Source organism: Calothrix sp. NIES-2100, assembly GCF_963875285.1.
GTDB lineage: Bacteria > Cyanobacteriota > Cyanobacteriia > Cyanobacteriales > Nostocaceae > Aulosira.
Genome location: NZ_CAWNLA010000001.1, coordinates 2588033 through 2613940 on the forward strand (window position 1 = coordinate 2588033; position 25908 = coordinate 2613940).

At 41.9% G+C, this 25908-nt stretch carries 17 protein-coding genes; 12 read left to right on the plus strand and 5 right to left on the minus strand.

The features are described from left to right. Nucleotides 1-197: 197 nt before the first annotated feature. Entirely contained in the window at nucleotides 198-2645 is a 2448-nt protein-coding gene (locus tag AACU32_RS11170; RefSeq protein WP_096599635.1) for an ATP-dependent Clp protease ATP-binding subunit, read from the minus strand. 291 nt (nucleotides 2646-2936) lie between these two features. On the opposite strand from AACU32_RS11170, the gene AACU32_RS11175 reads away from it, so the two are divergent. Beyond that, on the plus strand, nucleotides 2937-3233 hold the full coding sequence (locus AACU32_RS11175) for a DUF3288 family protein (protein WP_096599636.1): 297 nt from the start codon (nucleotides 2937-2939) through the stop codon (nucleotides 3231-3233). Between the two features lie 188 nt (nucleotides 3234-3421). Here AACU32_RS11175 and AACU32_RS11180 read toward each other — a convergent pair whose 3' ends face one another. Beyond that, nucleotides 3422-5419, minus strand: a complete 1998-nt coding sequence (locus tag AACU32_RS11180; protein WP_096599637.1) for an ATP-binding response regulator — start codon at nucleotides 5417-5419, stop codon at nucleotides 3422-3424. A gap of 336 nt (nucleotides 5420-5755) precedes the next feature. Here AACU32_RS11180 and AACU32_RS11185 point away from each other — a divergent pair, with 336 nt between their 5' ends. Beyond that, entirely contained in the window at nucleotides 5756-6838 is a 1083-nt protein-coding gene (locus tag AACU32_RS11185; RefSeq protein ID WP_096599638.1) for a glycosyl transferase, read from the plus strand. An 86-nt stretch (nucleotides 6839-6924) separates the two neighbouring features. Next, the gene (locus AACU32_RS11190) at nucleotides 6925-7374 is read left to right on the plus strand and encodes a hypothetical protein (protein WP_096599639.1); all 450 of its coding nucleotides are present in this window, start codon (nucleotides 6925-6927) and stop codon (nucleotides 7372-7374) included. Nucleotides 7375-7569: 195 nt separating this feature from the next. Here AACU32_RS11190 and AACU32_RS11195 read toward each other — a convergent pair whose 3' ends face one another. Both AACU32_RS11195 and AACU32_RS11200 read right to left on the minus strand, forming a co-directional pair. Then, nucleotides 7570-8535 carry a DUF4351 domain-containing protein gene (locus tag AACU32_RS11195; protein ID WP_096599640.1) on the minus strand — a complete coding sequence of 322 codons (966 nt, stop codon included), beginning with the start codon at nucleotides 8533-8535 and terminating at the stop codon, nucleotides 7570-7572. 115 nt (nucleotides 8536-8650) lie between these two features. Next, complete coding sequence (locus AACU32_RS11200; protein ID WP_096599641.1) at nucleotides 8651-9370, minus strand: pentapeptide repeat-containing protein; 720 nt, start codon at nucleotides 9368-9370, stop codon at nucleotides 8651-8653. Nucleotides 9371-9558: 188 nt separating this feature from the next. On the opposite strand from AACU32_RS11200, the gene AACU32_RS11205 reads away from it, so the two are divergent. The 5 genes from AACU32_RS11205 to AACU32_RS11225 all read left to right on the plus strand — a co-directional run bounded on the left by AACU32_RS11205 (nucleotide 9559) and on the right by AACU32_RS11225 (nucleotide 18287). Further along, complete coding sequence (locus tag AACU32_RS11205) at nucleotides 9559-9972, plus strand: secondary thiamine-phosphate synthase enzyme YjbQ (RefSeq protein ID WP_096599642.1); 414 nt, start codon at nucleotides 9559-9561, stop codon at nucleotides 9970-9972. Between the two features lie 107 nt (nucleotides 9973-10079). Continuing rightward, nucleotides 10080-10868 carry a Nif3-like dinuclear metal center hexameric protein gene (locus tag AACU32_RS11210; protein ID WP_096599643.1) on the plus strand — a complete coding sequence of 263 codons (789 nt, stop codon included), beginning with the start codon at nucleotides 10080-10082 and terminating at the stop codon, nucleotides 10866-10868. A gap of 319 nt (nucleotides 10869-11187) precedes the next feature. After that, nucleotides 11188-11403 (plus strand): hypothetical protein, encoded by a 216-nt coding sequence (locus AACU32_RS11215; RefSeq protein ID WP_096599644.1) that lies wholly within the window; start codon nucleotides 11188-11190, stop codon nucleotides 11401-11403. 568 nt (nucleotides 11404-11971) lie between these two features. Continuing rightward, nucleotides 11972-12283 (plus strand): DUF6679 family protein, encoded by a 312-nt coding sequence (locus AACU32_RS11220; RefSeq protein WP_086765716.1) that lies wholly within the window; start codon nucleotides 11972-11974, stop codon nucleotides 12281-12283. 331 nt (nucleotides 12284-12614) lie between these two features. Further along, a complete protein-coding gene (locus AACU32_RS11225) occupies nucleotides 12615-18287 on the plus strand; it encodes a putative Ig domain-containing protein (RefSeq protein ID WP_339377769.1) in 5673 nt (1890 codons plus the stop codon). 244 nt (nucleotides 18288-18531) lie between these two features. On the opposite strand, the gene AACU32_RS11230 is transcribed toward AACU32_RS11225, so the two are convergent. After that, nucleotides 18532-20199: an MBL fold metallo-hydrolase gene (locus AACU32_RS11230; protein ID WP_096599645.1), complete on the minus strand. Its 1668-nt coding sequence runs from the start codon at nucleotides 20197-20199 to the stop codon at nucleotides 18532-18534. Between the two features lie 932 nt (nucleotides 20200-21131). On the opposite strand from AACU32_RS11230, the gene AACU32_RS11235 reads away from it, so the two are divergent. The 4 genes from AACU32_RS11235 to AACU32_RS11250 all read left to right on the plus strand — a co-directional run bounded on the left by AACU32_RS11235 (nucleotide 21132) and on the right by AACU32_RS11250 (nucleotide 25908). Then, nucleotides 21132-23522 carry an MASE1 domain-containing protein gene (locus AACU32_RS11235; RefSeq protein ID WP_096599647.1) on the plus strand — a complete coding sequence of 797 codons (2391 nt, stop codon included), beginning with the start codon at nucleotides 21132-21134 and terminating at the stop codon, nucleotides 23520-23522. A 39-nt stretch (nucleotides 23523-23561) separates the two neighbouring features. After that, nucleotides 23562-24827 carry a hybrid sensor histidine kinase/response regulator gene (locus AACU32_RS11240; RefSeq protein WP_096599648.1) on the plus strand — a complete coding sequence of 422 codons (1266 nt, stop codon included), beginning with the start codon at nucleotides 23562-23564 and terminating at the stop codon, nucleotides 24825-24827. Between the two features lie 230 nt (nucleotides 24828-25057). After that, nucleotides 25058-25654, plus strand: coding sequence for a ParA family protein (locus tag AACU32_RS11245; protein ID WP_096599649.1), 597 nt, complete (start codon nucleotides 25058-25060; stop codon nucleotides 25652-25654). 14 nt (nucleotides 25655-25668) lie between these two features. Beyond that, entirely contained in the window at nucleotides 25669-25908 is a 240-nt protein-coding gene (locus AACU32_RS11250) for a hypothetical protein (protein ID WP_096599650.1), read from the plus strand.

Below are 25908 nucleotides of genomic sequence, written 5' to 3' on the forward strand. Positions count from 1 at the left end.
ACCCCTAATTTATCTTCTCTGCTAGAAATTCAAAAATTCCAGCCTAAAAAAAATCCCTGGTATTTCTACCAGGGTTCAAAAGAGCTATTACCATTTCACTTCTATCAAAGATACTCCTCTCTTCTGCGGCAGGCAGGATGTGGAATGGTTCTCATATGTTACAGCAAAAGTGACATGGTATAAATATTAGCCAGCCATTAGCCAACATTTGCTAACAGTAACTCTCGTTTCTCAGATTTTTGGATTTGTACCTTACCATCGTCGTCAACATCAGCAATGGCTGTGTCTCCAGTAACGATGCGACCACCTAGCAAAGCTTCAGCTAGAGAATCTTCTAACAGGCGCATGATGGCGCGACGTAATGGTCTAGCACCGTAGCTGGGGTTGTAACCTTCTTGAACTACAAGTTCTTTGAAGCGTTCTGTGACTTCTAAGGTAATTCCCTTTTCTGTCAAGCGACCAGCAACTTCACGCAAGAGAATGTCAGCAATTTGCTTGACTTCATCTTTAGAAAGTTGGGTGAAGACGATAATGTCATCAAGACGGTTGAGGAACTCTGGACGGAAGTAAGCTTTGAGTTCTTCATTTACCAAGTTGCGGATGCGGTTGTAACTAGCGTCGGCTTGGTTGTCGAAGTCGAAGCCTAAACCACCGCCACCTTTTTCAATTACCTTGGAACCAATGTTAGATGTCAAGATAATTAAGGTGTTCTTGAAGTCTACTTTCCGACCTTTAGCGTCGGTAAGATGACCGTCATCCAACAGTTGCAGCAGCATATTGAATACATCGGGGTGTGCTTTTTCGATTTCGTCGAATAGCAGGACTGTGTATGGTTTGCGCCGCACGGCTTCTGTTAGTTGTCCGCCGTCGTCGTAGCCTACGTAACCAGGAGGTGAACCAATCAGCTTGGATACGGTGTGGCTTTCCATGTATTCGGACATATCCAGGCGAATCATGGCTTCTTCTGAGCCGAAGAAGTAGGAAGCTAATGCTTTGGCTAATTCTGTTTTACCAACTCCAGTGGGACCGGAGAAGATAAAGCTAGCAATTGGGCGATTGGGGTTCTTTAACCCAACTCTGGCGCGACGGATAGAACGAGATACGGCGGTAACTGCTTGTTCTTGACCGATGAGGCGTTGATGGAGTGTGTCTTCCAGATGCAACAGTAACTCTGATTCGGATTCTGTGAGTTTGTTGACGGGAACGCCTGTCCAGGAAGCGACGATTTGGGCGATGTCTTCTTCATCGACAACAGGAGTTTTGGCTACTGTCCCATTTTCATCGCCGTTGAGTTTTGCTTGCAATTCCAATTCTTGATCGCGCAGTTTCCCGGCTTTGTCAAAATCTTGGAGTCTGACTGCTTCTTCCTTGGATTTAGTGACACCTGCGAGTTCGCGTTTGAGTTCTTTGTTGGGCGAAATCTGAGAATTCCGCAGACGCACGCGAGAACCGGCTTCATCAATCAAGTCTATGGCTTTATCTGGCAAAAAGCGATCGCTAATGTAGCGGTCTGACAATTGCGCAGCTGCAACTACAGCAGCATCGGAAATTGTCACTTTATGATGTTGCTCGTATGCTCCCCGCAGGCCGTAAAGAATTTCAATGGTTTCGGGTACTGTGGGTTCGCCTACCATTATCGGTTGGAAACGCCGCTCTAAGGCTGCATCCCGCTCGATGTGCTTGCGGTACTCGTCTAAGGTGGTTGCACCAACGCATTGGAGTTCACCTCTAGCTAAGGCTGGTTTGAGGATATTGGCTGCATCTAAGCCGCCTTCTGTTCCCCCAGCACCGACTAAGGTGTGAATTTCATCAATCACGAGGATGATATTGCCAACGGTGCGAATTTCATCGACGATTTTCTTGATGCGCTCTTCAAAATCGCCCCGGAAGCGGGTTCCTGCAACTACCAAGCCCATATCGAGGCTGATTACTTGCTTGTCTTGCAAAACTTCGGGGACGTCTTGGTTAATTATCCTTTGCGCTAGTCCTTCGGCTATCGCTGTTTTCCCTACTCCCGGTTCCCCAATCAACACGGGATTGCTCTTCGTCCGGCGTCCGAGAATTTGAATCGCACGTTCAATTTCTTTATCGCGACCGACAATTGGGTCTAACTTACCTTCCCCAGCTAGTTTGGTAAGATTTCTGCCAAACTCTTCCAGGCTGAGTGCTTGCTGGCGCTTTTGATTACCACCTGCTGCGTAAACACTGGCGTTTTCACCTAAATTACGGATCACCGCTGCGCGGATGGTTTTGAGGTCAACGCCTAGATTTTGCAGTACTTTGGCAGCTACACCTTCACCAGCTTCGGTTAAACCTAAAAGTAAGTGTTCTGTATTAATGAAGTTGTGCCCCAGACTATGAGCTTCTTTAAACGATTGCTCAAACAGGCTTTTTACTTTAGGAGTAAAAGGAATTTCTGGTGGTACAAAGCCAGAACCCCTACCAATAATTTTTTCGACCTCGCGACGTGCGTCTTTAAGAGTCACGCCCAATTCGGTCAGCACTTTAGCAGCAACCCCAGTTCCTTCTCCCATCAGCCCGAGGAGAATTTGCTCTGTTCCTACAAAGTTGTGTCCCAGGCGACGTGCTTCCTCCTGAGCTAGCATAATTACTTTAATTGCTTCGGAAGTGAAGTGTTCAAACATAGCGGGTTCTTGCTCCCTTGCTGCTAGGCTTTCGGGTGAAATACTACTCACCCTTATCTAAAGTTTCATGTATTTTCTTAATGACAATGTATCTTTATTTAAAGTTGAATGACAGTAGTGAGAGCCGTAAGAGTTAAGGTGTGGTTGCCGTAGCTTAGGTGCTGACTGCAATACTGAAGATGTGAGAAGTTATCTAATTTACAGTAAAATCTTCAGTGTTTAGGTTGGGCTTTTTTGTGCCTTGACTCTGGGCTAGACTGATAACTCAGGACTCATAACTTAGGACAAACGATGGCTGAAGCATCTGGTGGTAAAGACCAACAGCATCCTTTGCAAAACCGCGATCGCCCCACTATTGATATTTTACTAGCTCAAGAGGCGACAAATTATAATTTAGCAGAACTAGCTCGCCTGAAGATTCGTTATCAAGGCTTTCCCGGTGCGCGAGAAATTCAACAAGACTTGGATAAAGTCTTGCAGCGTTGGGGTTTGACCCAAGCCCAATTATTTGAGAAAACTCGCCAGCTTCACGATGTTGGGGGAATTTATCAAAGTCGTGGCAAGAAGGAAGAACAGGATTGGAATTAGATGGATGGGGGCTAGGGGTTAGGGGCTTGGGGGACAAGGTGAGACAGCGCTGCGGGAGGGTTTCCCTCCGCAGGCGACTGCGAACCCGAAGGGGGGACAAGGGGGACAAGGAGGACAAGGCAAGGGAGATAAATAAGTCATGCCCAATGCCCAATGCCCAATGCCCAATGCCCAATGACTATTACGAATTACGAATTACGAATTATTTGTGAGTTGGCATCAAGCATCGTCTGTACACTTTTTAACAATTCTTGTGATGTATAAGGTTTTGGTAAAAAAGTTGTGATGCTATCATCTAGATTGGCAATTAATTCATGATTAGTAGTCAGTCCACTAACTACTACTATTTTGACTTCTGGATTAATTTTTTTCAGTACACGAATCGCCATCGGCCCATCCATAGATGGCATCATCATATCAATTAAGACAACATTAATCTCTTGTTTATGTTTGGTATATAAGGCAACTGCTTCAATGCCATCTTTGGCAGCTAAAACCTTGTAAGCATTTTTTTCTAAAGCCGTTTTCGTAATTTCTCGAATTGACTCTTCATCATCTACAATTAAGATTAATTCTCCGTTTCCTGAAGGTATTTCATCGTACCCTGTTAAGGCATTTTCTGTTTCAATTGTCTGCGCAGCTTGGAAATATATCTGAAATTCTGTTCCTTTTCCGATTTCACTCACTACTTTGACAAAACCATTGTGACTTTTCACGATTCCAATAACTGTTGATAACCCCAGTCCTGTACCTTGTCCTACGTCTTTTGTGGTGAAAAACGGCTCAAAAATCCGATCGATTATTTCTTTGGGAATACCCTTTCCTGTATCGGATACGGTAATTAGAACATAATGCCCAACCTGGGCATCAATATTCATGCGCGCACAATTGCTGTCAATCCAGACATTTTTCGCAGAAATCGTCAGCTTACCACCGTCTGGCATGGCATCACGAGCATTAATACAAAGGTTCAATAGTACTTGGTGGATTTGAGTTGCATCACCTGATATGTTCCACAGGCTTGGTGTGGCAACATCGATATGCATAGTAATAGATTTGGGAAATGTTTGTTTAATAATTTGTTCAGTTTCTGCAATCACATCTTTGATTTGTAATGTGCTGAATTTGCCTTCAAATCCTCGTGAAAAACATAGTACATGTTTGACTAAATCAGCTGCTCGTTTAATATTAGATTTGAGGATTTCTAGCCATTGTTTACTGTTTTCATCTGCTAGCTTAATTTCTAGGAGCTGAGCGATCATGAGCATGGGTGTCAGCGCGTTATTTAAATCATGAGCAATCCCGCTGGCTAATGTACCAATACTCTCCATCCGCTGCGCCCTGAGAAACTGCACTTCGAGTTGTTTTTTCTCTGTAATATCAGTGTTGACTATTAATATTGATTTCGGTTGTCCCTCTAAATCGCGCATGATTGTCCAACGACTGGACACGATGATTTCTTTACCTGTTTTTGTAATTTGAGATAAATCACCTTGCCATAAGCCTTTACCATTATTATTTAAACTTTTTTCGATGTCTGGCAATTGCGATAACATCTCTGGTTTATAAAGCAGTTGATTGGCATTTTTGGCAATTGCTTCTGCTTGAGTCCAACCATACAGATGCTCAGAGCCTTTGTTCCAAAATCGGATTTGGTTATTCAAGTCTTGGACAATGATTGCATCTGTTGTGACATCTAATAAAGCTGCTTGTTCGCGGATTTGCTGTTCTGCTTGCAGGCGCTCAGAAATTTCTGCTTCCAAGCGTTCATTTTGTTCTGTGAGTTTTTTGGTAAGATTTTGCAGGCGCAGGTGAATTTTAATCCGAGCTAAAACTTCATCATGAGCTAGGGGTTTGGTGATATAGTCCACTGCTCCCAAATTCAAGCCTTTAACTAGATCAACTTTATCTGCAAGGGCTGTTAAGAAAATGACGGGAATATTTTCAGTGTCTGGATTGCTTTTTAACCGTTGACAAGTTTCAAAACCGTCCATTCCCGGCATCAATACGTCTAATAAAATTAAATCTGGTAAGGCATTTTCTGCGATTTCAACGGCGCTGAAACCATCTTCAGCCACTAATACTTTAAAGCCTGATTCTTCTAGATACTCAAGCAATAATTTTAAATTATCATAATTGTCATCTACGATTAAGATGACATTTTGCTGGCTAATCTTATCATCCATTAATCCCTCAAAAAAAATTCAAAATTTGCTAATTTAGGTAAATTTTAAAATTGTATTACTGAAAAAATCTGGCTGATATACAGCATCTATTGTCTATTTTACTCCTCCTATCTACTACCTATCTTTAGGAATTTTAATTCGTAATTAGTTTTTTCCTGGATTTGAGACATTGACAATGGATGGTAGATTAACACGCTTTATGAGTGGAGTGGCTGATGAATAACAGCGATCGCAGGTCTTGCTGATGCTTCGCTTCCTCACCTACTTGCTAAAATTATCACCAAAAGTTGCCCAGACCCGCTAAATTAATTGTGGCTTGCAAATACATTTTCTTTTATGGAACGCCCTATTTTATATTTAGCCATTACTAACCACGGTTTTGGTCATGCGACGCGCATGGCTTCAGTCGCCGCAACGATTCAAAAGTTGTGTCCCGAAGTGCTGCTAATTATGGTGACTACTGCGCCACGCTGGTTACTAGAGTGTTATATCGACGGCGATTTTATCCATCGCCCTAGGGCTTTTGATTTGGGTGTAGTGCAAGCAGATAGCTTGACGATGGATCGAGCAGCCACCTCGGCAAAGTTATTAGAAATTAAGAAAAATCAACATTCTTTAATTGCTGGGGAAGTCAATTTTATTCGTCAAAATCGCGTTCATCTGATTTTGGCTGATATTCCCTTTCTGGCTTCGTTAATTGCTAAAGCCGCAAATATCCCCTGCTGGTCGATGAGTAACTTTGGCTGGGATTTAATTTATCGAGATTGGGGCGGGGAATTTTTGGCTATTGCTGAGTGGATTAGTGATTGTTATGCGCAATGCGATCGCCTATATCGCCTCCCGTTTCATGAACCGATGTCAGCTTTTACCAATATTATAGATGTGGGCTTAACAGGTGGTTCACCTCGCTACACTGCTGATGAGGTGCGATCGCATTGGGGGATTACCGCACCCCTAGAAAAAACTATTCTGCTAACCTTTGGCGGTTTAGGTTTACAGCAGCTTCCCTACGATAACCTGCGCCTTTTCCCCGATTGGCAATTTATTGTATTCGATCAATCTGCTCCCGATTTACCTAATTTGGTGAAAATTACTGACCGAAAACACCGCCCTGTGGATTTTATGACGATTTGTGGGCGAGTTGTCTCTAAACCTGGTTACGGTACTTTTGCGGAGGCTACTCGGTTGCAAGTACCCCTTGTTACCGTTACCCGCGAAGATTTTGCGGAAGCAGCTTTTTTAATTGAAGGGTTGACTAATTATAATCAGCATCAGATCCTTAGCCCAACTGAGTTATTTCAAAGTAGTTGGGATTTTCTGCATCAACCTCTTGTGCAAGCTAAGATATCTGAACCAATTGCGAAAGATGGAAATGAAGCGATCGCAGCTGCTGTTCTGGAATATTTTCAAGTTAACTAAAGCTTTTGCGAGGGTTTAGATCCCCGACTTCTTCAAGAAGTCGGGGATCTAAAAGCCTATTCCCGAACTACATAAGGTAAGTAAAAATGAGCGAAAGAATTTCTACCGCAAGGCACTTTCGGAAATCAATTTTTTCGGAATTCCGAAGATATCAAACTAGTCCCGATGCTGAACCTGATACAGCCTTTTGTCAATATTTAGAATCCGAATATGAAAAAGCAAAAAGTAGGCTATCAAACCTAATTAATCAAGGTGCGTCAGCATCAGATTTAAAGGCTGAAAAAAATGGTTTATTTATAATTAGTATTGGACTTTTTACATTTGGACGATTGGATGTTGCCGAAGATATTGTGGATAACATTCCAGGTGGAAGAGGAAGAGTAAATCATCTTGCTGGGGTTGTGAACAGACTTCTACCATTACCTCCTGGTTTAAGTCCCTTTGGAAATCCGGATGCAATTAAGGAATGGTTAAAACAAAACCGTTGTCGGTTAAGTTGGGATGAAAATTTAGAAACATACATCTTAGAAGATTGATGAAAATGAAGCGATCACAGCTGATGTCCGCAAATATTTTCAAGTTAACTCAATTTAGGAGCGATGAGCGATCGCACTGAGAATCACTTTTCATCGCTCTCCCTCAACTTTCGCTTTCCTTGCATAATAGCAAAGTTGGTGTGGTGGACTACTTGGTTAATGCATCGCTCAAAACCATTCCCACAACCGAAAATCCTACTCAGCAGGATTTGCTGACAACCAGCTACGTAAATCCTCTAGTCCCGTAAAGTCTAACAAAGCCTCGCCAAGCGCTTCTAATTGCTCTAGGGAAAGCGATTTAATGCGTTCTTGAACTTCTGGCGATAATTCTCCCACCCGTTTTTTTAGTAACCGTTGCACAAGTTCTTGTGCTTGTTTTTGCCTACCTTCTTGCTCTCCCCGTTCGTAGCCAATACGTTCACCAGTGGTTACATAGCTCATAGTTCGCTCCTGCTCAAATTGCTTAAATTCTTGCCAAAATTCTGCTTCCAATGCTTTTGGTAAAATCATAACCCAATCAATAAATCGGTAGAGGTTACGAATATCTTTTTCTTGCAGCCCTTGTTCGTATAATCGCCGGATTAAACTAAATTTCCAACTTTTCCGTTCTCCTGGTTTTTTATTCGTCTGTTGCGTTTTCAAATGTGCCATGACAACCGTTGCAAATGGGTTATCGCTCTTCTCTAATTCTTGCCATCGGTTTTGATAATCGAGAAGCTTGACAGTGCCAAATTCAAAATTTAGCCTGGTATTGGGATAATTGTAATTGTATTGATTTGGTCGCCAATTTAGGTCAGCATCGCACAAAATTGCCAAGCTAATGGCTGGTTTACCAAATTTGTCAAATATCCGCAGGTTATAGGAAAACATTCTTTGGGCAAAGTTATCTTCCGATTTGGCTTGAATTTCCACATGAATTAACAGCCAAATTTCTTGTCCTTGAAAAAGCCAAACTTTGACTAATTTATCGGCGTATCTTCTGCCTTGTTCAGCATCACGGCTGATTTGCTGAAATTCTTTATCTAAAAATTCATGGGGACGTTCCCAGTTAATTAATTTGGCTGTTTCTGGGAAGAAAAAATGCATGGCTTGGGGAAAGTATGCTTCTAATATTTCTTTCCACGGTGAATCATTATCGGCTCTTTCTATTTCCTCAGTCATCTGGATTTTTAATTTAATTGTAGCTATGAACTAGAAGCGATCGCACTGCAAATTTAATGGGTGAAGAAACCACAGATTTAGGTAGCGCTGGACTGATTACAATGATGTTTCTTCTTCATTCACGGACATTACTCACAACAGTTCCATCATCCATGATGGTGTTGCAGAGAATAACATTCTTGAGGTGAGCGTTCATAGCATCAGTCAAGTTGGCATCAGTCAGATCCGCACCTTTGAAGATAGCACCACTCAACTCGGCACCGCTCAAATTAGTACCCCTCAAGATGGCATTTTCAAAATTGCAGGTATACAAGTCCAAACCGCTGAGGTCGGCACCGCTGAGATTGGAACGTTCCAAGTTGGCGCTAATCAACCTAGAATTTTTCAGATTAGCTCCCCTGAAGTTAGCATTAGCCAAGTTGCTGTGCCCCAAATCGGCATCTTCCAAATTGGCACCACTGAAGTTAATTCCTCCTGGTTCAAGATCGGACAAGTTGGCTTGTCTCAAATCCGCACCGCCAAAGTTGACACCCATCAAATCGGCGCACTTGAAGTTAGCTTCTCTCAAGGTGGCGTTGCTAAAATTAGCAACTCTCAAATCAGCCCAATAAAAATAGGCTCTACTGAAATTAGCACCACTGAAATTGATCCCAACCAAACGAGTTTTCATCAGATTGGCTCGGTTGAGATTAATTCCACTCAAATCGGGGGCACCAATCGGATTTTCACCATCCCAGACAGCACCGCTCAGGTCAATTCCACTCAAGTCAACTCCGCTAAAATCTCTTTCCCCAGCAGCATAACGCCGCAGCAAATCTTCAGCAGTTATCCTCATCTACTTACCTTCGCAATTACAGGACTGACGTAACTGCCACAGCGCGATCGCTCAATTTTAGTATATATGTATTAATGGAACGGATAATAGACTAGAGCCGCTGACTACAAACTCTTTAAACATTTGTGTGATATATTCTCAATCAACAAGCGTATTCTGACGCTCAGTGGACTTTTAACTCATTGCAGATGACTCATTACCAAAAGCTACTCAGAGTTTCCACTACTGGCAAATCTTTTCAAAATATCACCTCAAAAGTTGAAGCGATCGTTGCCGAGTCCGGGGTGGAAACTGGTCTTTGTACTCTATTTTTACGCCACACTTCTGCTAGTTTAGTGATTCAAGAAAATGCCGATCCTGATGTGCTAGTAGATTTAGCTAACTTTATGGCGAAACTTGTACCAGAATCAGGGAAGTATATTCATGATGCGGAAGGCCCTGATGATATGCCGGCACATATCCGTTCAGCGCTGACCCACACTTCCGAACATATTCCCATAAATCGCGGTCACTTGGTTTTGGGTACTTGGCAAGGTATTTATGTTTGGGAACATCGTCAGCGTAGTCATGTCAGAGAGTTGGTTGTCCATATCTCTGGTTAGAACTTTTGCTTGAGGGGGCTAATCATTAAATATTACTTAAGCCACAGTTTTCTGTGAGCTTAATTGGGCATAAAATAATTAGCCCGCTTGGTAGCTATTGAAATTTAATGAAAATTGCTGACTTAATTACGTGGTTTGAAGAATGGGCAAATCCGGCTTGGAGTGAAAGCTGGGATAATTGCGGTTGGCAGGTTGAGCCGGGGATTTTACAAGAAAGCACTAGGGTTTTGGTGTGTTTAACGCCGACTTTGGCAGTGATGCAAGAAGCGATCGCTAATCATGCTAATCTGATTTTTGCCCATCATCCCCTCATTTTTAGCCCTCCCAAGTCTTTCCGCGTTGGTGAAGCGATCGCGGATATGGTAAGGTTAGCTTTTCTCCACAATATCGGGATTTACAGCGCCCATACGAATTTTGACCAAGTACAGGATGGGACGGCTGATGTTTTAGCTCAAGTTTTAGAACTCCAGGACATCACCCCCATCGTCCCCACCCAAAATGGCTTAGGATATGGTCGGGTGGGCACAATCCAGCCTGCGATCGCTTTAAAGGAATTATTGGCGGTAATCCACACTCGCCTGTCACCCCCAAATTTGATTGTGTCACCAACTGCCGATTTACACCAAGAAGTTTCTCGAGTGGCGGTTTTAGGCGGTTCTGGTGCTAGTTATATTTCGGCGGTTGTGAAAACTGGTGCGACTGCTTATCTAACTTCCGATTGTAAATTTCATCAATTCCAAGAAAGTCGCGATCGCGGTTTGGTTTTGATTGACGCTGGACATTATGCTACCGAACGCCCCGCTTGCGATCGCTTGGTGCAAAAACTACGGTCTTTAAATCTGGATTGGGTACAATTGAGCGATCGAGATGAGGATTTCCGCCAGGTTTTGCCTTAGTTATGTGTATATTATTATCCCTATGTAGAATTTAAATACCCAAACTTCTATCGGCATTTACTGAAAAATGCTGTATAATTGATTATCATATTATTTAGTCTGATTTTCAGTTTGTACGTTGAAAAATATGGCTGGTTTATTTCCAAACTGTATTAAATTCAAGACAATCCAGTATTCAGACAGTATGAATTTTATCTATGATGGGGATCACAAAATAATGTAATTATAATCACCATTGCTTGCTGTTTTATATCAATTTCTAAAATCAGGGTTTATTTCATACTGGAGGTAACAAATTGCTAACTAAGCCCTAATCAACATGATTCGCACAATTGTTGAATCTGCTTTTCAAACTGGATGTCTTAGTGTTGAATCTGAGGGTCTACTGCACCAAGTTCTAGCGACGAAGTGTTATCAGTCAGATGATTTGCTAGCCCTGGCGGCGCTATATGATGCAGTGCGTGCAGGCCAAATTAAACGAGAAGCATCCTCAAAACTATTCATGGAATTTCCCTTAGGGAACAAATCTTGCTGATACCCCTACAGAAGTTGACTTTGGCGTTGCATAGTTGCTCCTAAACGGGACGTGTCACATCAGTCAAATAACCCTCTACTCAAAAACTCTTGCAGTGTTATTGTCTAAAACCATTCAGGACAGCCAGAGAATGAGTTAAGATCAAATACATAGGGGTAAAAGTACAGCCGAGTTCCCGGACTTCCCAGCAATGCCAATGACTACAAGTAGGCAACTCAAACAACCGCAACCAATGCTTGTTTCGGAGTATCTATTATTACATAATGATAGGAAGAACTCACCAGCCAGGATTAACCAAGTTAGGACAAATCCCGAATTGTATGACTTCTATGAAGTGTACAATCGCTGAAGAGACCTGAAGGAGTTTTAGTTTCACCAACGTAGTAACTATGAGGTGATGACCCAAAATTTCCTGAGATTGTGACAACTACACGCAAATCTTGAGTTTGGGTCAAAATACGTAGTTACACGTAACTGTAAAACTAATTTCTTCAGTTTGTTATACGCTGGGGTAAAACCCAGATTTTGAAAGGTTTAACTACGTTGTTTAAAAAGGCAGAAGCAGTACATGCTACACCGCAAGATTTATCAGTTGTGTTGCGATGGGCGGGAGGTATGTGTATTCTTGCGGGACCAGCAACGCTGGATAGAACGCGCCCGCATCATTGATATCGAGGGAGATTTAGTGACCCTACGCTATGAAACAGAAGAAGAGGATGAAGTTTGTTCTTGGGAAGAGATGGTTCGGCTCGAAAGTATTGGTGCTGTAACCCAAAAGCTAGCCTCAGTACCACGCGGTAATGTAGAACCTCTCATGACCGAAGACTGTCCGGAAGCTGAGCGTATCCGCAACCGTTACACTGACTCGAATCCTGAATAAATCAAAATAGTCGAGAGTCAAGAGTCCAGAGCCAATGTTTCCGTTCTGGACTCTTGACTTTTTTGGGCATGGGGCATTGGGCATGACTTATTTGTCCCCCTTGTCCCCTTAACACCAAGCTTATTGAACTATAGGACTCATATTTAATTTTTGAAATACACGTAGGCAAAAAGCGGTGTGGATGTTCCTCCCGCTTTATTTTTATTTCAGTAATAACCAATTTATCTGTATTTTATCTATCATAATAGAATTTATTTTTACGTACAAACACTTTGGGAGCGCAAGGTATAATCTTGTTTAAGTGTTTCAATAGCAACCAAGTAATTCATTTATGTCTAGTGATATTTCCCTAGGACAAATTCCCGATGACAATGCTGGGAATACTCTCGATACAGCTAAAAACCTCGGGACGCTGGGTATAAATCCAAGTATTGCTAATGACTTTGTGGGTAACTTCAATGGGTTAGCTACTGATGATACTGATGATTATCAATTTACCCTGGCTGAAAATAGCACGATTAACCTCAAGGTAAGTGGGTTAAGCCAAGATGTGACTGTGGATAATCCGGGGGAAAGTTTTGAGCGAGCCAACAACCTCGGTACACTGGGTACTACTCCAACTATCGCCAATGTCAAAGTTCTTGAAGATAGCATCAATTCAAGTTTTGCTTTGACTTACACCAAGCTGACTCAATTTGCGGGGTTAGACAATTTCTGGACTCTTTTTGATCAGGCTTTTGGGACAGCGTATAACTATGCTGATGTAACCAAGCTGCGATCGCAATGGCTCATAGGTGATTTTAGTCAGTTTCCTGATATTGAGGTAATTAGTAGCAGTATTTTGGGTAATGCGAATGGAGCTTATGCTACTAGCACGAATAAGATTTATTTGTCAGATGCTTTTGTAGCTAGTGCAACACCAGAAACTTTAATGGGTACGCTGTTAGAAGAATATGGGCATTTTGTAGATGCTCAGGTTAATCAGGTGGATAGTGAGGGTGATGAAGGGGCGATTTTTGCCGCGTTGGTTCAGCGACAGAGTTTAAATGCTGATACTTTGGGGGCTTTAAAGGCTGAGGATGATCGTGCAGTCATTGTGCTTAATGGTCAAGTTATTCAGGTAGAACAGCAAAGTTTTAACGATCCTATCTATGGTGATGCTGGCGATAATACTATCTATGGTGATACTGGGAATGACCTTTTGTATGGTGGGGCTGGGAATGACTATCTTATAGGTGTCAGCATCGAAGACTACCTTTTTCCTGATTACCCTTCATCTCCTAACACCAAGAATAACTTTGGCATCGGAGACAAAGATACCCTCAATGGGGGGATAGGAAACGATTACTTTGTTTTGAATAACGGTAAAAATATTACTTTCTACGATGATGGTAACCCCTTCAGTGATGGTAGCAACGACTATGCAGTGATTACGGACTTTGAAAGACCTAACTATGGCGATTTTGGTTATATTCCTGGCGATTCGATTACTCTGATTGGATCATACACTGACTATATTCTTAATGTTTCTGGTAAAGACACCCAACTCCTGATCAATAAACCAGGAAACGAACCCGATGAACTGATTGCAGTCATCAAAAATCAAACCGGCTTGAGCCTCACTCGCAATTTTAGTTATTATGCCTCACCACCCTCACCACCCTCACCAGCATTACCCAGCATTACCCTAGCCGTAACGCCTGCAAGCGTCACCGAAGACGAAACCCAAAATCTGGTCTATACCTTTGCCCGCACTGGATCTACTACTAACGCCCTTACTGTCAACTACAGCATCACAGGTACTGCGGATAACAATGACTACAAAGGCGCAACTACTGGCGCAGGTAAAACGATCGCCTTTGCTCCTGGTTCTGCGATCGCCACTCTAGAAATCAACCCTACAGCCGATAACAAGATTGAAACTGATGAAACCGTAGCCTTCACTTTAGCTGCTGGAACAGGATATACAATTGGCACAACTACTACTGTTATAGGAACTATCACTAATGATGATTTTGACTTACCCAGTATCAGTTTAGCAGTCAACCCCACCGAAGTTCTCGAAGATAAAACCCAAAATCTTGTTTACACCTTCACTCGCACTGGAGCTACCACCAATACCCTCACCGTCAACTACAATGTCGGTGGTACTGCAACCTTTAATACTGACTATACCCCAATTGGAAGCTCATCCTTCACCGCTTCTACTGGCTCTGTTACCTTTGCTCCTGGTTCTGCGATCGCTACTGTAACAATAGATCCTACAGAAGATACCACGGTTGAGGCTGATGAAACCGTAGCCCTCACATTAGCGACTGGAACAGGATATGCAATTGGTACAACTACGGCTGTTACAGGAACTATCACCAATGATGATATTCCTAAAGTATCAGTGAGTGATGCCTATGTTTCAGTTAACGAGAATCAAAATACTGTTATTAAATTTAGAGTAACCCTCTCACAGCCCAGCAACCAAGATGTAGTCATTGTTTATTCTACATCTGATCAACTTGCCAACTCTACAGGACAGGGAGACGCTAAAGATTATCAATCCATAATTAATGGAACATTAACTTTTGCACCTGGAGAAACAACCAAGGAAATTGCAGTAACGGTCTTTGGGGAACGAGGAGTTTCGGATCAAGACTTAGAAATTTTTGCTAAAGATACTGCTTATCGAAACTGGGAAAAAGAACAAGACGTTGACAAAATTCCTAATATCAAATCCGACAAAATTCCTAATATCAAACCCTATGCCTATGATGATTTTGGCTATTACGTCGATCAATTTTTTGATGATCCGACATCAGATTTTCAAGCAGTTGGATTAACTTCTAATGAAAATTTCTTCCTGAACCTTACCAGCGCTAACAACGCCACAATTGATGATGGCAATGCTATAGGAACAATTTACGATCTGGGAAAAGCGCCTGTACTTGTCAGCAGAGGTACTAAAGGTTGGCAGGATGTATTTAGTGATGCGAATCCCCTTGGCATAGGATTTAATCAATATATTTCTAATCAAACGTCTTTAGAAGCTTGGCTCAGAAAGGTAAGTCAGGCTGAGAATGGTGCAGTAATTTTCCGACCGAATTTAACCGGGCATAGTTTAGGTGGTGCTTTAACTCAATTAATTGCTACTAATTACATTGGTGATTTAGGAAAGGTTGTCACTTTTAATAGTCCGGGAATTTCTTTTTTGGGTACACCGAAAGCCAACATAAACAGCACGACACACTACATTACTTCCTCTGATGTCGTCAGTATGGCTGGACTTAATTATCTTCCAGGTTCATACGTTTTATCTGATTATTCATCATCAGGTATTTTAGGTGTTGTTAATGGTAATACTCACTTATTACCCGTATTATCTCCCCAAGTGGGCTATGACGCTACCCCCCAAGTGGGCGATGACCCTACCAAGATAAGTAACTTCCTCAACAAACCAACTGGGCTATTAATGAGTCCGAAACAATCATCTAGCAATTTGAGCAATTTTTTCTTTACATATTTGCCAGATCCAGATTATTTTGCGTTTCAAATTGCTGTATCCCAAATTAATCCTGAATTTGCAAAAGCCTTAACTTTTCGAGGTACTACTGAAGCATCGAGAATTGTGTTAGGAACGTACATTTACAGTATTTTAACCGATAAAGATATTTCAATATTAATAGCAGCATGGAATGCTGCTAGCAAGTTTTCCAGTAATGTCTGGAACACAATCATTCAATTAACCAAAAACACCGTAACTCCACCGATCAGTAATAATGCTCCTCAATTGCAGGCAAGAAGCAGAATTGCAAATACTTTTGCTGTTCCCACCATTGAAACATCCAGTGAGACACCTATTGATCCGCCCGTTCAAGCATTCAGCGAAGCACCTGTGGAGACATTCGGCGAAACGCCTATTGATCCGCTCGTTGAAACATTTAGCGAAACATCAACCCCAATATCACCTTGGGAAGCATTTTCAAAGTGGACTGTGGGTATTTGGAATGCTAGTCCTGAATGGGATCTGCAAACCTTTACTAATGCAATTGAAGGCATTAACACCCCTCCAGGAGTAGAAAATTCAATTGTCGATCAAGTTGTCACAGAAGATAATTCTTTTAGCTTTACCTTTGCTGAAACTACCTTCATCGAAATTGATGCTGACGACTCTCTGACATATTCAGCCACCCTAGCCGATGGCAATTCTCTCCCTAATTGGTTGAGTTTTGATCCAACGACTCGCACGTTTCGCGGTACTCCAACCAATGATAATGTGGGAAACTTAAATGTCAAAGTTACTGCCACAGATGATTCTGGAGTAAATATCAGTGACATTTTTGCGATCGCAGTTGAGAATGTCAATGATGCACCGATAGTAGAAAATGCGATCGCCGATCAAAATGCTAAACAAGGTGACGCTTTCAATTTCCAAATTCCCACCAACACCTTCACCGATATTGACGCTGGTGATGTCCTGACCTATTCCGCTACCTTAGAAAATGGCAATGCTTTACCAAGCTGGTTAACCTTCAATCCCACAACTCGCACCTTCACTGGTACTCCCAGCAATGATAACGTGGGGAATTTGAATGTTAAAGTTACCGCAAAAGACAACTCAGCAGCAAATATCAGTGACATTTTTGCGATCGCAGTTGAGAATGTCAATGATGCACCGATAGTAGAAAATGCGATCGCGGATCAAACAACCACAGCAGACGTAACTTTTAGCTTTACATTTGATGCCAATACTTTCAGCGATATTGATGCAGGAGACAATCTTACCTACTCTGCAAAGCTAAAAAATGGCGATAATTTACCACTTTGGCTAAAATTTAATTCTGTCACTCGCACTTTTAGCGGTACACCAACTAAGTCAGATGTTGGTAGTCTTGCAATTGATGTCCGCGCTACAGATAATTCTGGAGCAAGTGTCACTGACACATTTTTACTAGATGTCAAACCAAGCAACCTTGAACCTACTCTCAAACTTGCAAAAATTGGTGATGATATCTTTAATATTACCAATAGCATTGCTAAATCCCAACTGCAAGTTACTCTGACTGGACAAAACTCTAATTTTGTGAATGAATTAGGCGTATTTACTGTTGATGATGCTCAAGGTAAAATCAATAGTATTGCACCAGGAGCAGCCGGTTATACCCAAGCAGCTTTAGAGCGAGCAAAGGTAATTTTCTCGGCTATTACTAATCTCCCCAATGGATTTAATACCAACAATTTGACACATTTGCTGGAATTTAACTCCGGTGATAACTTAAGATTTTATTTGCTGAAAAATAGTACAACTGATGCTGTAAAAGCAGGAATCACACCACTCACAGACATTTTATTTTCTGATGCTTTAACACAAAAGATTACAGATTTAGGAAATGATAACTTTTCTCTGGCTTGGAAAGATGGCTCTGGTAATAACGCTGCTGATTTCAATAATCTGGTAGTGAAGATTCAACCCACCAATGATTCATTACCTTTAGGTACAAATTTACAAAGCAAATTCCCAGGTGAATTGATTGATTTACGCGGTGTCGCAAATCAAGTAAAAGCTGATTTTACCGTTAACAGAGAAGCAGCTTTCAATAATTTTATTGGCTTTTATCAAGTAGCTGACGAAAATGGTGGTATTGACACCAATGGAGATGGTAAAGTAGATATTCTCACCGGACAAGCTGGTTATACTCAAGCCGCAATTCGTGGGCGTGTTGCAGGGATTGATTTGACTGTTAATAATCAAGGTACGGCAACTTACACAGGCATTTTCCAACCTGGTTCTATCTTTGCCCCATTTATTATTGCTAATGGTACACCCGATGCTTTACTTGATAGCAATCCCAATAACGATCCAGCCGTTTACTTCCCATTCTTGGGAGCTAACGCTGATAAAGTGGATCACATTCGCTTGTTAGGAAATAATATCTTTGGCTTTGAGGATTTAGCAAGTGGGGGGGACAAAGATTTCAACGATGCGATCGCGCGAGTTAATTTGAGTATTGTTTAAGTAAGTCGGCGTAATTAAAGATAACTGGTAAGGGCTGTCATTTGTCCTTGGTCATTTGTCCTTGGTAAGGCTTTCAAGCTTATTTACGTTTCGTAATATAGTTTGGTTTATTTCCACTGACTTATTTAGGGCAAAACTGAACGACTCGCACTATGCATAAATGCTGAGGGTTTAGCATTGCTAAACCCCTACGAAAAATGTGGTTTGTTATTTTCCCCCTTGTCCCCCTTGTCCTCCTTGTCCCCTATTCCTGCTCATTTAAGGATTCATAGGCGGGACAATAACCTTCCAAAGTGACTTTGAAGTTATACAAGGGGGAATTAGGATTCCAACAACGCTGTCCTCTTTGATGTCGGCAATTACCACAACAATCTACATCTGTCAAGATATAACGATCGCTGTTTTGGTTGAGTAGTTCTCGCGGGGATAAACCTCTTAATACTAATTCTTCGCCTTGCCAACGGGCTTCGATTAAACCTGTATCAGAAAATTGTCGCCAGCGGGGGTCGGCTGTAATTGTGTCTGGAAGGGTAATTGCGATCGCGCTTTCGGATTCTGTCAATTCGCCTTCATAGTTTGTTTCTGGTGCAGCAGGTTGGATAAATGTATCGCCTATAGGCAATTCTACTAAAATGCCTGCGGCTGGCGAATGCAGATGATAGCGGTTTTGTAATTCTTCTAAACTGGTGAGATCGGCTAAGTACGCCGGGGAACCGTGAACAAAAATGACGTGCTGGGGTCGCAAATTATGAATTAATTGGGTAGTACCAGGGCCATCGCTATGTTGGGCGAGGAGATAGCCTTCAACGGTGGTGGGTGCTAAATATTGTTTTTTAACTTTTATATCTATTTTTTCGGGGAGGAGAATTAGCCAAGGGCCTGTTTGGGGTTGACAGTATTGACTAAAATCGGCTGTGGAATCGGTGAGGACAATACAAGGGGTCTTGCCGATATTAGCACGATGTTCTGCTTGCACCCGCCGCACGCGGGGACGCACTCTTTCATCCCAAAATAAGGGTTGATGACGGGCGAAGTTTTGGACTGATGGGGGGAGATGGGGTAGTAGTTCCAAATAAGCATCACAGCCTTTGGCTACAGCACCATCCACCCAAATATCTAAATCTCTACCGGTGAAGTGGTGATGGCTGCGTAACAGCATTAGTAGTTCTTGACCCAATCCTAAGGCAGGTGTCGGGAGTATAACAGAACTGCGATCGCTTATCGCCCGATAAATTCTTTCTGCTAGTTGATTTTCTTGGTTGCGGCGGTGGGTATGGCGTGATGTACCATAAGTGCCTTCAATAATTAAAGCATCTAGCTCTAATCCCCGTAATTCTTCTAACCGCAAGCCTTCTACCAGCCGGGAGTTAGATAAGAAAAAGTCCCCTGTATACAGTAGCTTGTAAGAACGCCGCGAGGTTGTGTAGGTAAGCATAATCGCCACCGCTCCTGGTAGATGTCCGGCGGGAAACAATTCTGCTACTAAACCTTCGTGAAATTCTACAGGCGATCGCAATGGTAAGGCTTGACAAAATTGGGGAATTTCCACCGGATCTCGATCTAACCAGTTTAATGAGAGTAACTTGCTAGTTACCTCACTGGCGTAGATGGCTAACTGGGGAAAAGCCTGATGCAGCGCCAGCAAGCCTCTAGCATGATCGGGGTGGGCGTGGCTGATCAACACTAAATCCACTGGTTGGGGAGAATTGCGTTGACGTGCCAACTTTTTTAACTCCCTCACCAGCGAGGAAACATCCCCCAAACCACAATCCAAAAGGATGCGATACGGCCCCATCCGTATTAATAAACATACGCCCTCATCATTGTGCTGAACACTATAAGGCAAACATTCTAATTCGCTAGTTGCCTCATCCGCATCAACACGAGAGGACGACGAAATATTATCCCTCATTTTCTCCTCCCCTTAAACCTCATTGTCATAGACATATCCCAAAAGCCAAAAATTAAGGGGATTTTTCTGGTTTTGTGACCTAGGGTTAAGTTTCATTTTGCGCCCCTTCACCCTGAAAATGCGGATTTGTTAATGGGGGAGGACACCAGAGTCGAACTCGCCCTGGTTCGGAAAAGTTGGGTAACTAGAAGCCCTCAAATTTCAGTGTGCAGAGCCATTGCCGTGATAGTTATCGGAATCATAAAATCCGTTTTTTGTGCCAAAAAACAAGCACGAAATGGTAAATACTACTGTTAATCCCACTAAAATCAGTTTTACATCCATTGGTTTGCTGCTTTTTACTCAAAGACTTTCATCATATTAATAGAGTGCTTCAGCATCAAGCCTGAAACACTAGAAAATCTTTACTATGCTTCGGTTGATTGCAAATAGGTAAATTTACTGCAATAACTTCAGATTGTAGACGTTTTTGGGCAACCTGTCTATCTATCTATATACAATTCTTGGCATCAAGCTGCACATGTACCATGATTGCGGCTACATAAAACCTAGACAAAGCTAGGGATTACTTGATGTTTCAACGGAAGTATGGAAGCGGCTATCTTTTGCCTAAATTATCTTGTTTACGATTTTTTATTGGCAATATATATTTTATTTGATTTTCCTATATATAGGAATCAGGCTGAATTTTTGCAGAAATTACCTAGTAATCTCTCACTCCAGTGGCGCAAGGAGATTAAAAATTATTTCGGTTCATGGACAGCCGTGGGCGGAACAAATCCGGGCATCCAAAATTTAAAATCGATTGACTATTGACAGGCTTAATGAGAAATATATGATTCTTGCGTCAGTCCTGAACTATTTGGGAATCATAAGGTTGATCGCCTTTTTGAGGGCGATCGTCCTTTGGAATATCTGCATGGAGATAAGAAATGCAGCACATTACACGCAAGCAGCAATCTCTAGTTAAAATCGATCGCCCCTTTGTGATAGCTGCGCTAATTATTCCTATTGTCCACCTGTGTCTGGGATATATCGGTTTATCCATGACATTTGTGAATGGTGCATCAGTATTTTGGCCTTCTCTTGGTGTATTTGTGGCGGCAATGTTGTTGGTAGGCTATCGTGTCTGGCCGATATTATTTGTGAGTGATTTTATTGTTAGCTATATTCTTTTTTTCAAAAACAATTTTTTAATTAGTAGTATCATTCCTGCGGTTAATCTCATCACTCCTGTTGTCGCCACTTTTTTGATTCATCGCTTGCTTAAACGCCGTAATTTTTTAGAGCGATCGCCAGATGTCTTTAAGTTTATCGTTCTCACTATGTTCTGCCCCCTGATCAGTTCCATACTGGCTGCATTAACGCTTTGCATCAGTGGTATTGCACCTTGGGCAGCATTTGGTGATGTGTGTCGAACTTGGTTAGCATCAGACATTACGGGAATTTTAGTTGTTACACCCCTATTGCTGGCATGGTGCCAAAAATCTCCCAATAGCTTTGATCGGCGACAAATTACTGAGTTTGTATTTGTCTTACTTTTGCTGATGGCAATCGATCATGTAGCCTTTTCGGGAGGTTATCCCATTGAATATATGGTGATTCCCCCACTGATTTGGGCAGCAGTTCGGTTTAAAGCGCGGGAATCTACTCTTTTGGTCCTGATTGTTTCTGCGATCGCAGTTTTTGGTACTGTTCGCGGCTTTGGTTCTTTTGCCAAACAAGCTTCGCCGAATGAATCATTAATTCTGCTGCAATCATTCATTTGTGTAATTGCTATCACTACATTTGTCCTCTCGGCGATGACTAATGAAAACCAAAAAGCAGAAACTAAACTCCGACAAGCCAATGATGAACTGGAACAACGAGTAGAAGAACGAACGATTGAACTCAAAGAGGCGAAAAATTTTGCCGAAGTTGCTAATCAAGCTAAGAGTGAATTTCTCGCCAACATGAGCCACGAGTTACGCACGCCGCTCAACGGTATCCTTGGTTATACGCAAATCCTCCAACGAACTGAACCCCTCACGGAAAAAGGACGCAAAGGAATTGAAATTATCCATCAATGTGGCTCTCATTTGTTAACTCTAATTAACGATGTCCTCGATTTATCTAAAATTGAAGCTCGCAAAATGGAGCTACGTCCGGTTGATTTTCATTTACCTTCATTTCTGCAAGGAGTTGTGGAAATCTGCCGGATCAAAGCCGAACAAAAAGTGATTGCCTTTAACTATGAACCTGATGTTCAACTCCCAATTGGAATTCATGCAGATGAGAAACGACTGCGGCAAGTTTTAATTAATCTCTTGGGAAACGCGATTAAGTTTACAGATAACGGGGGAGTGACATTAAAAGTTGAGGTTATTAGTCAAGAACAACAACAACAAATAACTAAATTTAAGCTTCGTTTCCAAGTGGAGGATACAGGAGTTGGGATGACATCAGAGCAATTAGAGAAAATCTTTCTTCCTTTTGAACAAGTTGGAGACTTGAAGCGACAAGGGGAAGGAACGGGATTAGGATTAGCCATCAGTCAACAAATTGTCCACTTCATGGGTAGTGCTTTGGAAGTTCAAAGTCAATTGGGTAAAGGTAGTGTTTTCTGGTTTGAGGTGGATGTGCCAGAAGCTACAGCATGGGCAATGGCTTCTAGAACAATGTCACAGGGAACGATTGCCGGTTATCAAGGTAGAAAACGCACCATTTTGGTAGTAGATGACAAGTGGGAAAATCGTTCGGTAATAGTCAATTTGCTGGAACCGATTGGATTTGAGGTGATGGAAGCTAGTGATGGACAGGAGGGAATTGAGCGAGCTGTTGCCAGTTTACCAGACCTAATTATTACTGATTTACTGATGCCCGTGATGGATGGCTTTACTTTGATTCAGCAGGTAAAGCAATCTGCCCAATTACAAGATGTGGCAATTATTGCTTCCTCAGCAAGTGTGTTTGAAAACGATCAACATCAGAGTTTAGATGCTGGCGCAAATGCTTTCTTACCCAAACCTGTTGCGGCTGAAACCCTGTTGGAATTACTCCAAGTTCACCTAAATTTGGCATGGATTTATACAGCAGAATCACAAACTGATACACCTCGGACAGCAACAAATGATATTTCTCTACCTCCTATTAATGTGTTAAATCGCTTGTATGAATTGGCAAAACATGGCGATGTCGATGGTGTACTCAATGAAGCGAACAATTTAAAAGTGAGCGAGCCTGTCTATTTTGCTTTTGCTCAACAAGTAATCCAGCTTGCCGAAAATTTCCACCTCAAAAAACTGCGAGAGCTATTAAATCAATGGATTAATCAGGTTAACTGAATTTCCGTTTTCATAGTAACTAAATTTATTTGATAGAAAATGAAAGACTCTGATTTTGTTTTGATTGTTGATGATAATCCCACTAATTTGTCAGTGCTGTCACAAGCTTTAAAAGGTGCAGGTTTTGCGGTTCGAGTTGCCGAAGATGGCGAAAGTGCGATCGAACTGGTGCAGCATAAATTACCAGCCTTGATTCTTTTAGATGTGCAAATGCCTGGAATCGATGGGTTTGAGACTTGCCAGAAACTTAAAGCCGATCCCTTAACGCAAACAATTCCGATCATTTTTATGACGGCGCTGACGGATACGGAAAACAAGGTGAAAGGATTCTCGTTAGGGGCTGTTGATTACATTCCTAAACCTTTTGAAGAAGCAGAAGTGATTGCCAGAGTGCGAATGCATTTACAACTCAAGCAACTGAGCGATCGCCTGGAACAGCGAGTAGCAGAACGAACAGCGGCGTTAGCACAGGCACAAGTGCAACTGGTGCAACAAGAAAAACTCTCAATGCTCGGTCAACTGGTAGCTGGGGTGGCACATGAAATGAATAATCCCATTAGCTGCATCATTAGTAATGTGCTTCCTGCTCAAGAGTATGTTTCTGATATTACTAATATCCTAAAATTATGTCAGCAATATTACTCCCATCTGCCACCTGCTATTCAAGAAGCGATCGCCCAAACAGATCTGGAGTTTATTTTAGAAGATTTGCCCAACCTGCTCAATTCTATGCAGTTAAGCACAGAGCGTGTCAAAGAGATTTCTGTGTCGCTGCGAAATTTTGCCCGCTCTGATACTGCTGTGAAGGTTGGAGTTGATATCCATCAAGGACTTGATAGTACTATATTAATTTTGCGCCACCGCCTCAAAGCCTTGGGGCAACGTCCGGAAATTCAAGTTGTTAGACAATACTCTTCGTTGCCAAAGGTTGAGTGCTATCCAGGACAACTTAATCAAGTGTTTATGAATATTATTGCTAATGCTGTTGATGCCCTAGAAGATGTTTGGCAGCAGAAAATGCGAGTAGATAATTTCCTTGTCATCCAGGTTTTCACCCAAATGCTCGAACCGAATTTTGTCATGATTCGGATTGCTGATAATGGCATTGGCATGACAGAGGCGGTGAGTCAGCAGATTTTTGAGAGCCGATTTACCACGAAAGCCGTTGGTAAAGGTACTGGATTGGGATTGGCGATCGCTCATCAAATTGTAGTGGAAAAGCATGGCGGCGCGATTCAGGTTAATTCCACACTCAATCAAGGAACTGAATTTACGATTGTGTTGCCTGTAAACGGCGTAGTGTAAACATAGTTCAAGTTTAAACTAAACTGTTTAGTATATTTAGTATTTTTTTATACTTTTTGCTCACGCTCTACTTAAAAAAGTACGTATTTAAACCAATCATAATTGAAATTTACTTATATAAAATATTTGTACATAAAACATCTAAATACTTAAACATCTAAACATTTATTAAATGTCCAGATGTTTAGATATACAGTAGAATCTGGAGATTATTTGTTTAAAGATCCAAAATGATTATTACTGTGGCGGCGTTTAAGGGAGGTGTGGGCAAATCAACGACAGCGCTACACCTAGCGACATACCTGCAAAACACAGCTGATACACTGCTAGTAGACGGCGACCTGAACCGCAGTGCTTTGGATTGGGCTAACCGGGGTTGTTTGCCATTCAAAGTTGCGGATGAACAGGAGGGGATACAGCTGGCAAAACTCTATGAACATATTGTGATTGATACACCAGCTAGGCCTGATCCAGATGAATTAAAAACTATTGCGACCGGATGTGATTTGTTAGTAATACCTACCACTCCCGATGCGATCGCTCTGGCTGCAACAATGCAAATGGTTGCAGATCTTCAGCAATATAAGACTAATTATCGCATTTTGCTGACTCTGATTCCTCCCCATCCCAATAAAGCGGGAGAAGAAGCGAGAGCAGCTTTATTAAAAGCAGGGCTACCTATATTTAAATCTGGAATTCGCCGACTGGCTGTATTCCAACGTGCGGCTTTAGAAGGAGTACCAGTCAATGCTGTCAAAGACTCTTATGCCCAAATTGCATGGCGCTGTTACGCTGAAGTGGGAAAGGAAATATTGATGGAAACTTAAAAAGAGGTATAAAAATGAAAACCGAACAAGAACGCGAACAATTAATTAAAAATATCAACGTACTGCTAAATCAAGCTTACGACAGTACCCTAGATGAAATTTACGCCCTACTTCTAAAAATCGAAGATGAAGAGGATGAAAACGATTTAAGAGCCTATCATGCTGCTAAAAGTGATAGAGAAAATAATAGTCTTATAGCATGGGGAGAAATTAAAGACGAAATCGCTAATGAAAAAACAAAGGACGTAGCGTGA

Coding starts and splice junctions, on each gene's coding strand:
- AACU32_RS11245 (WP_096599649.1), top strand. CDS start 25,058: ATGATTATTACTGTGGCGGCGTTTAAGGGAGGTGTGGGCAAATCAACG.
- AACU32_RS11205 (WP_096599642.1), top strand. CDS start 9,559: ATGACTCATTACCAAAAGCTACTCAGAGTTTCCACTACTGGCAAATCT.
- AACU32_RS11220 (WP_086765716.1), top strand. CDS start 11,972: ATGCTACACCGCAAGATTTATCAGTTGTGTTGCGATGGGCGGGAGGTA.
- AACU32_RS11215 (WP_096599644.1), top strand. CDS start 11,188: ATGATTCGCACAATTGTTGAATCTGCTTTTCAAACTGGATGTCTTAGT.
- AACU32_RS11190 (WP_096599639.1), top strand. CDS start 6,925: ATGAGCGAAAGAATTTCTACCGCAAGGCACTTTCGGAAATCAATTTTT.
- AACU32_RS11175 (WP_096599636.1), top strand. CDS start 2,937: ATGGCTGAAGCATCTGGTGGTAAAGACCAACAGCATCCTTTGCAAAAC.
- AACU32_RS11185 (WP_096599638.1), top strand. CDS start 5,756: ATGGAACGCCCTATTTTATATTTAGCCATTACTAACCACGGTTTTGGT.
- AACU32_RS11170 (WP_096599635.1), bottom strand. CDS start 2,645: ATGTTTGAACACTTCACTTCCGAAGCAATTAAAGTAATTATGCTAGCT.
- AACU32_RS11180 (WP_096599637.1), bottom strand. CDS start 5,419: ATGGATGATAAGATTAGCCAGCAAAATGTCATCTTAATCGTAGATGAC.
- AACU32_RS11210 (WP_096599643.1), top strand. CDS start 10,080: ATGAAAATTGCTGACTTAATTACGTGGTTTGAAGAATGGGCAAATCCG.
- AACU32_RS11250 (WP_096599650.1), top strand. CDS start 25,669: ATGAAAACCGAACAAGAACGCGAACAATTAATTAAAAATATCAACGTA.
- AACU32_RS11200 (WP_096599641.1), bottom strand. CDS start 9,370: ATGAGGATAACTGCTGAAGATTTGCTGCGGCGTTATGCTGCTGGGGAA.
- AACU32_RS11225 (WP_339377769.1), top strand. CDS start 12,615: ATGTCTAGTGATATTTCCCTAGGACAAATTCCCGATGACAATGCTGGG.
- AACU32_RS11230 (WP_096599645.1), bottom strand. CDS start 20,199: ATGAGGGATAATATTTCGTCGTCCTCTCGTGTTGATGCGGATGAGGCA.
- AACU32_RS11235 (WP_096599647.1), top strand. CDS start 21,132: ATGCAGCACATTACACGCAAGCAGCAATCTCTAGTTAAAATCGATCGC.
- AACU32_RS11240 (WP_096599648.1), top strand. CDS start 23,562: ATGAAAGACTCTGATTTTGTTTTGATTGTTGATGATAATCCCACTAAT.
- AACU32_RS11195 (WP_096599640.1), bottom strand. CDS start 8,535: ATGACTGAGGAAATAGAAAGAGCCGATAATGATTCACCGTGGAAAGAA.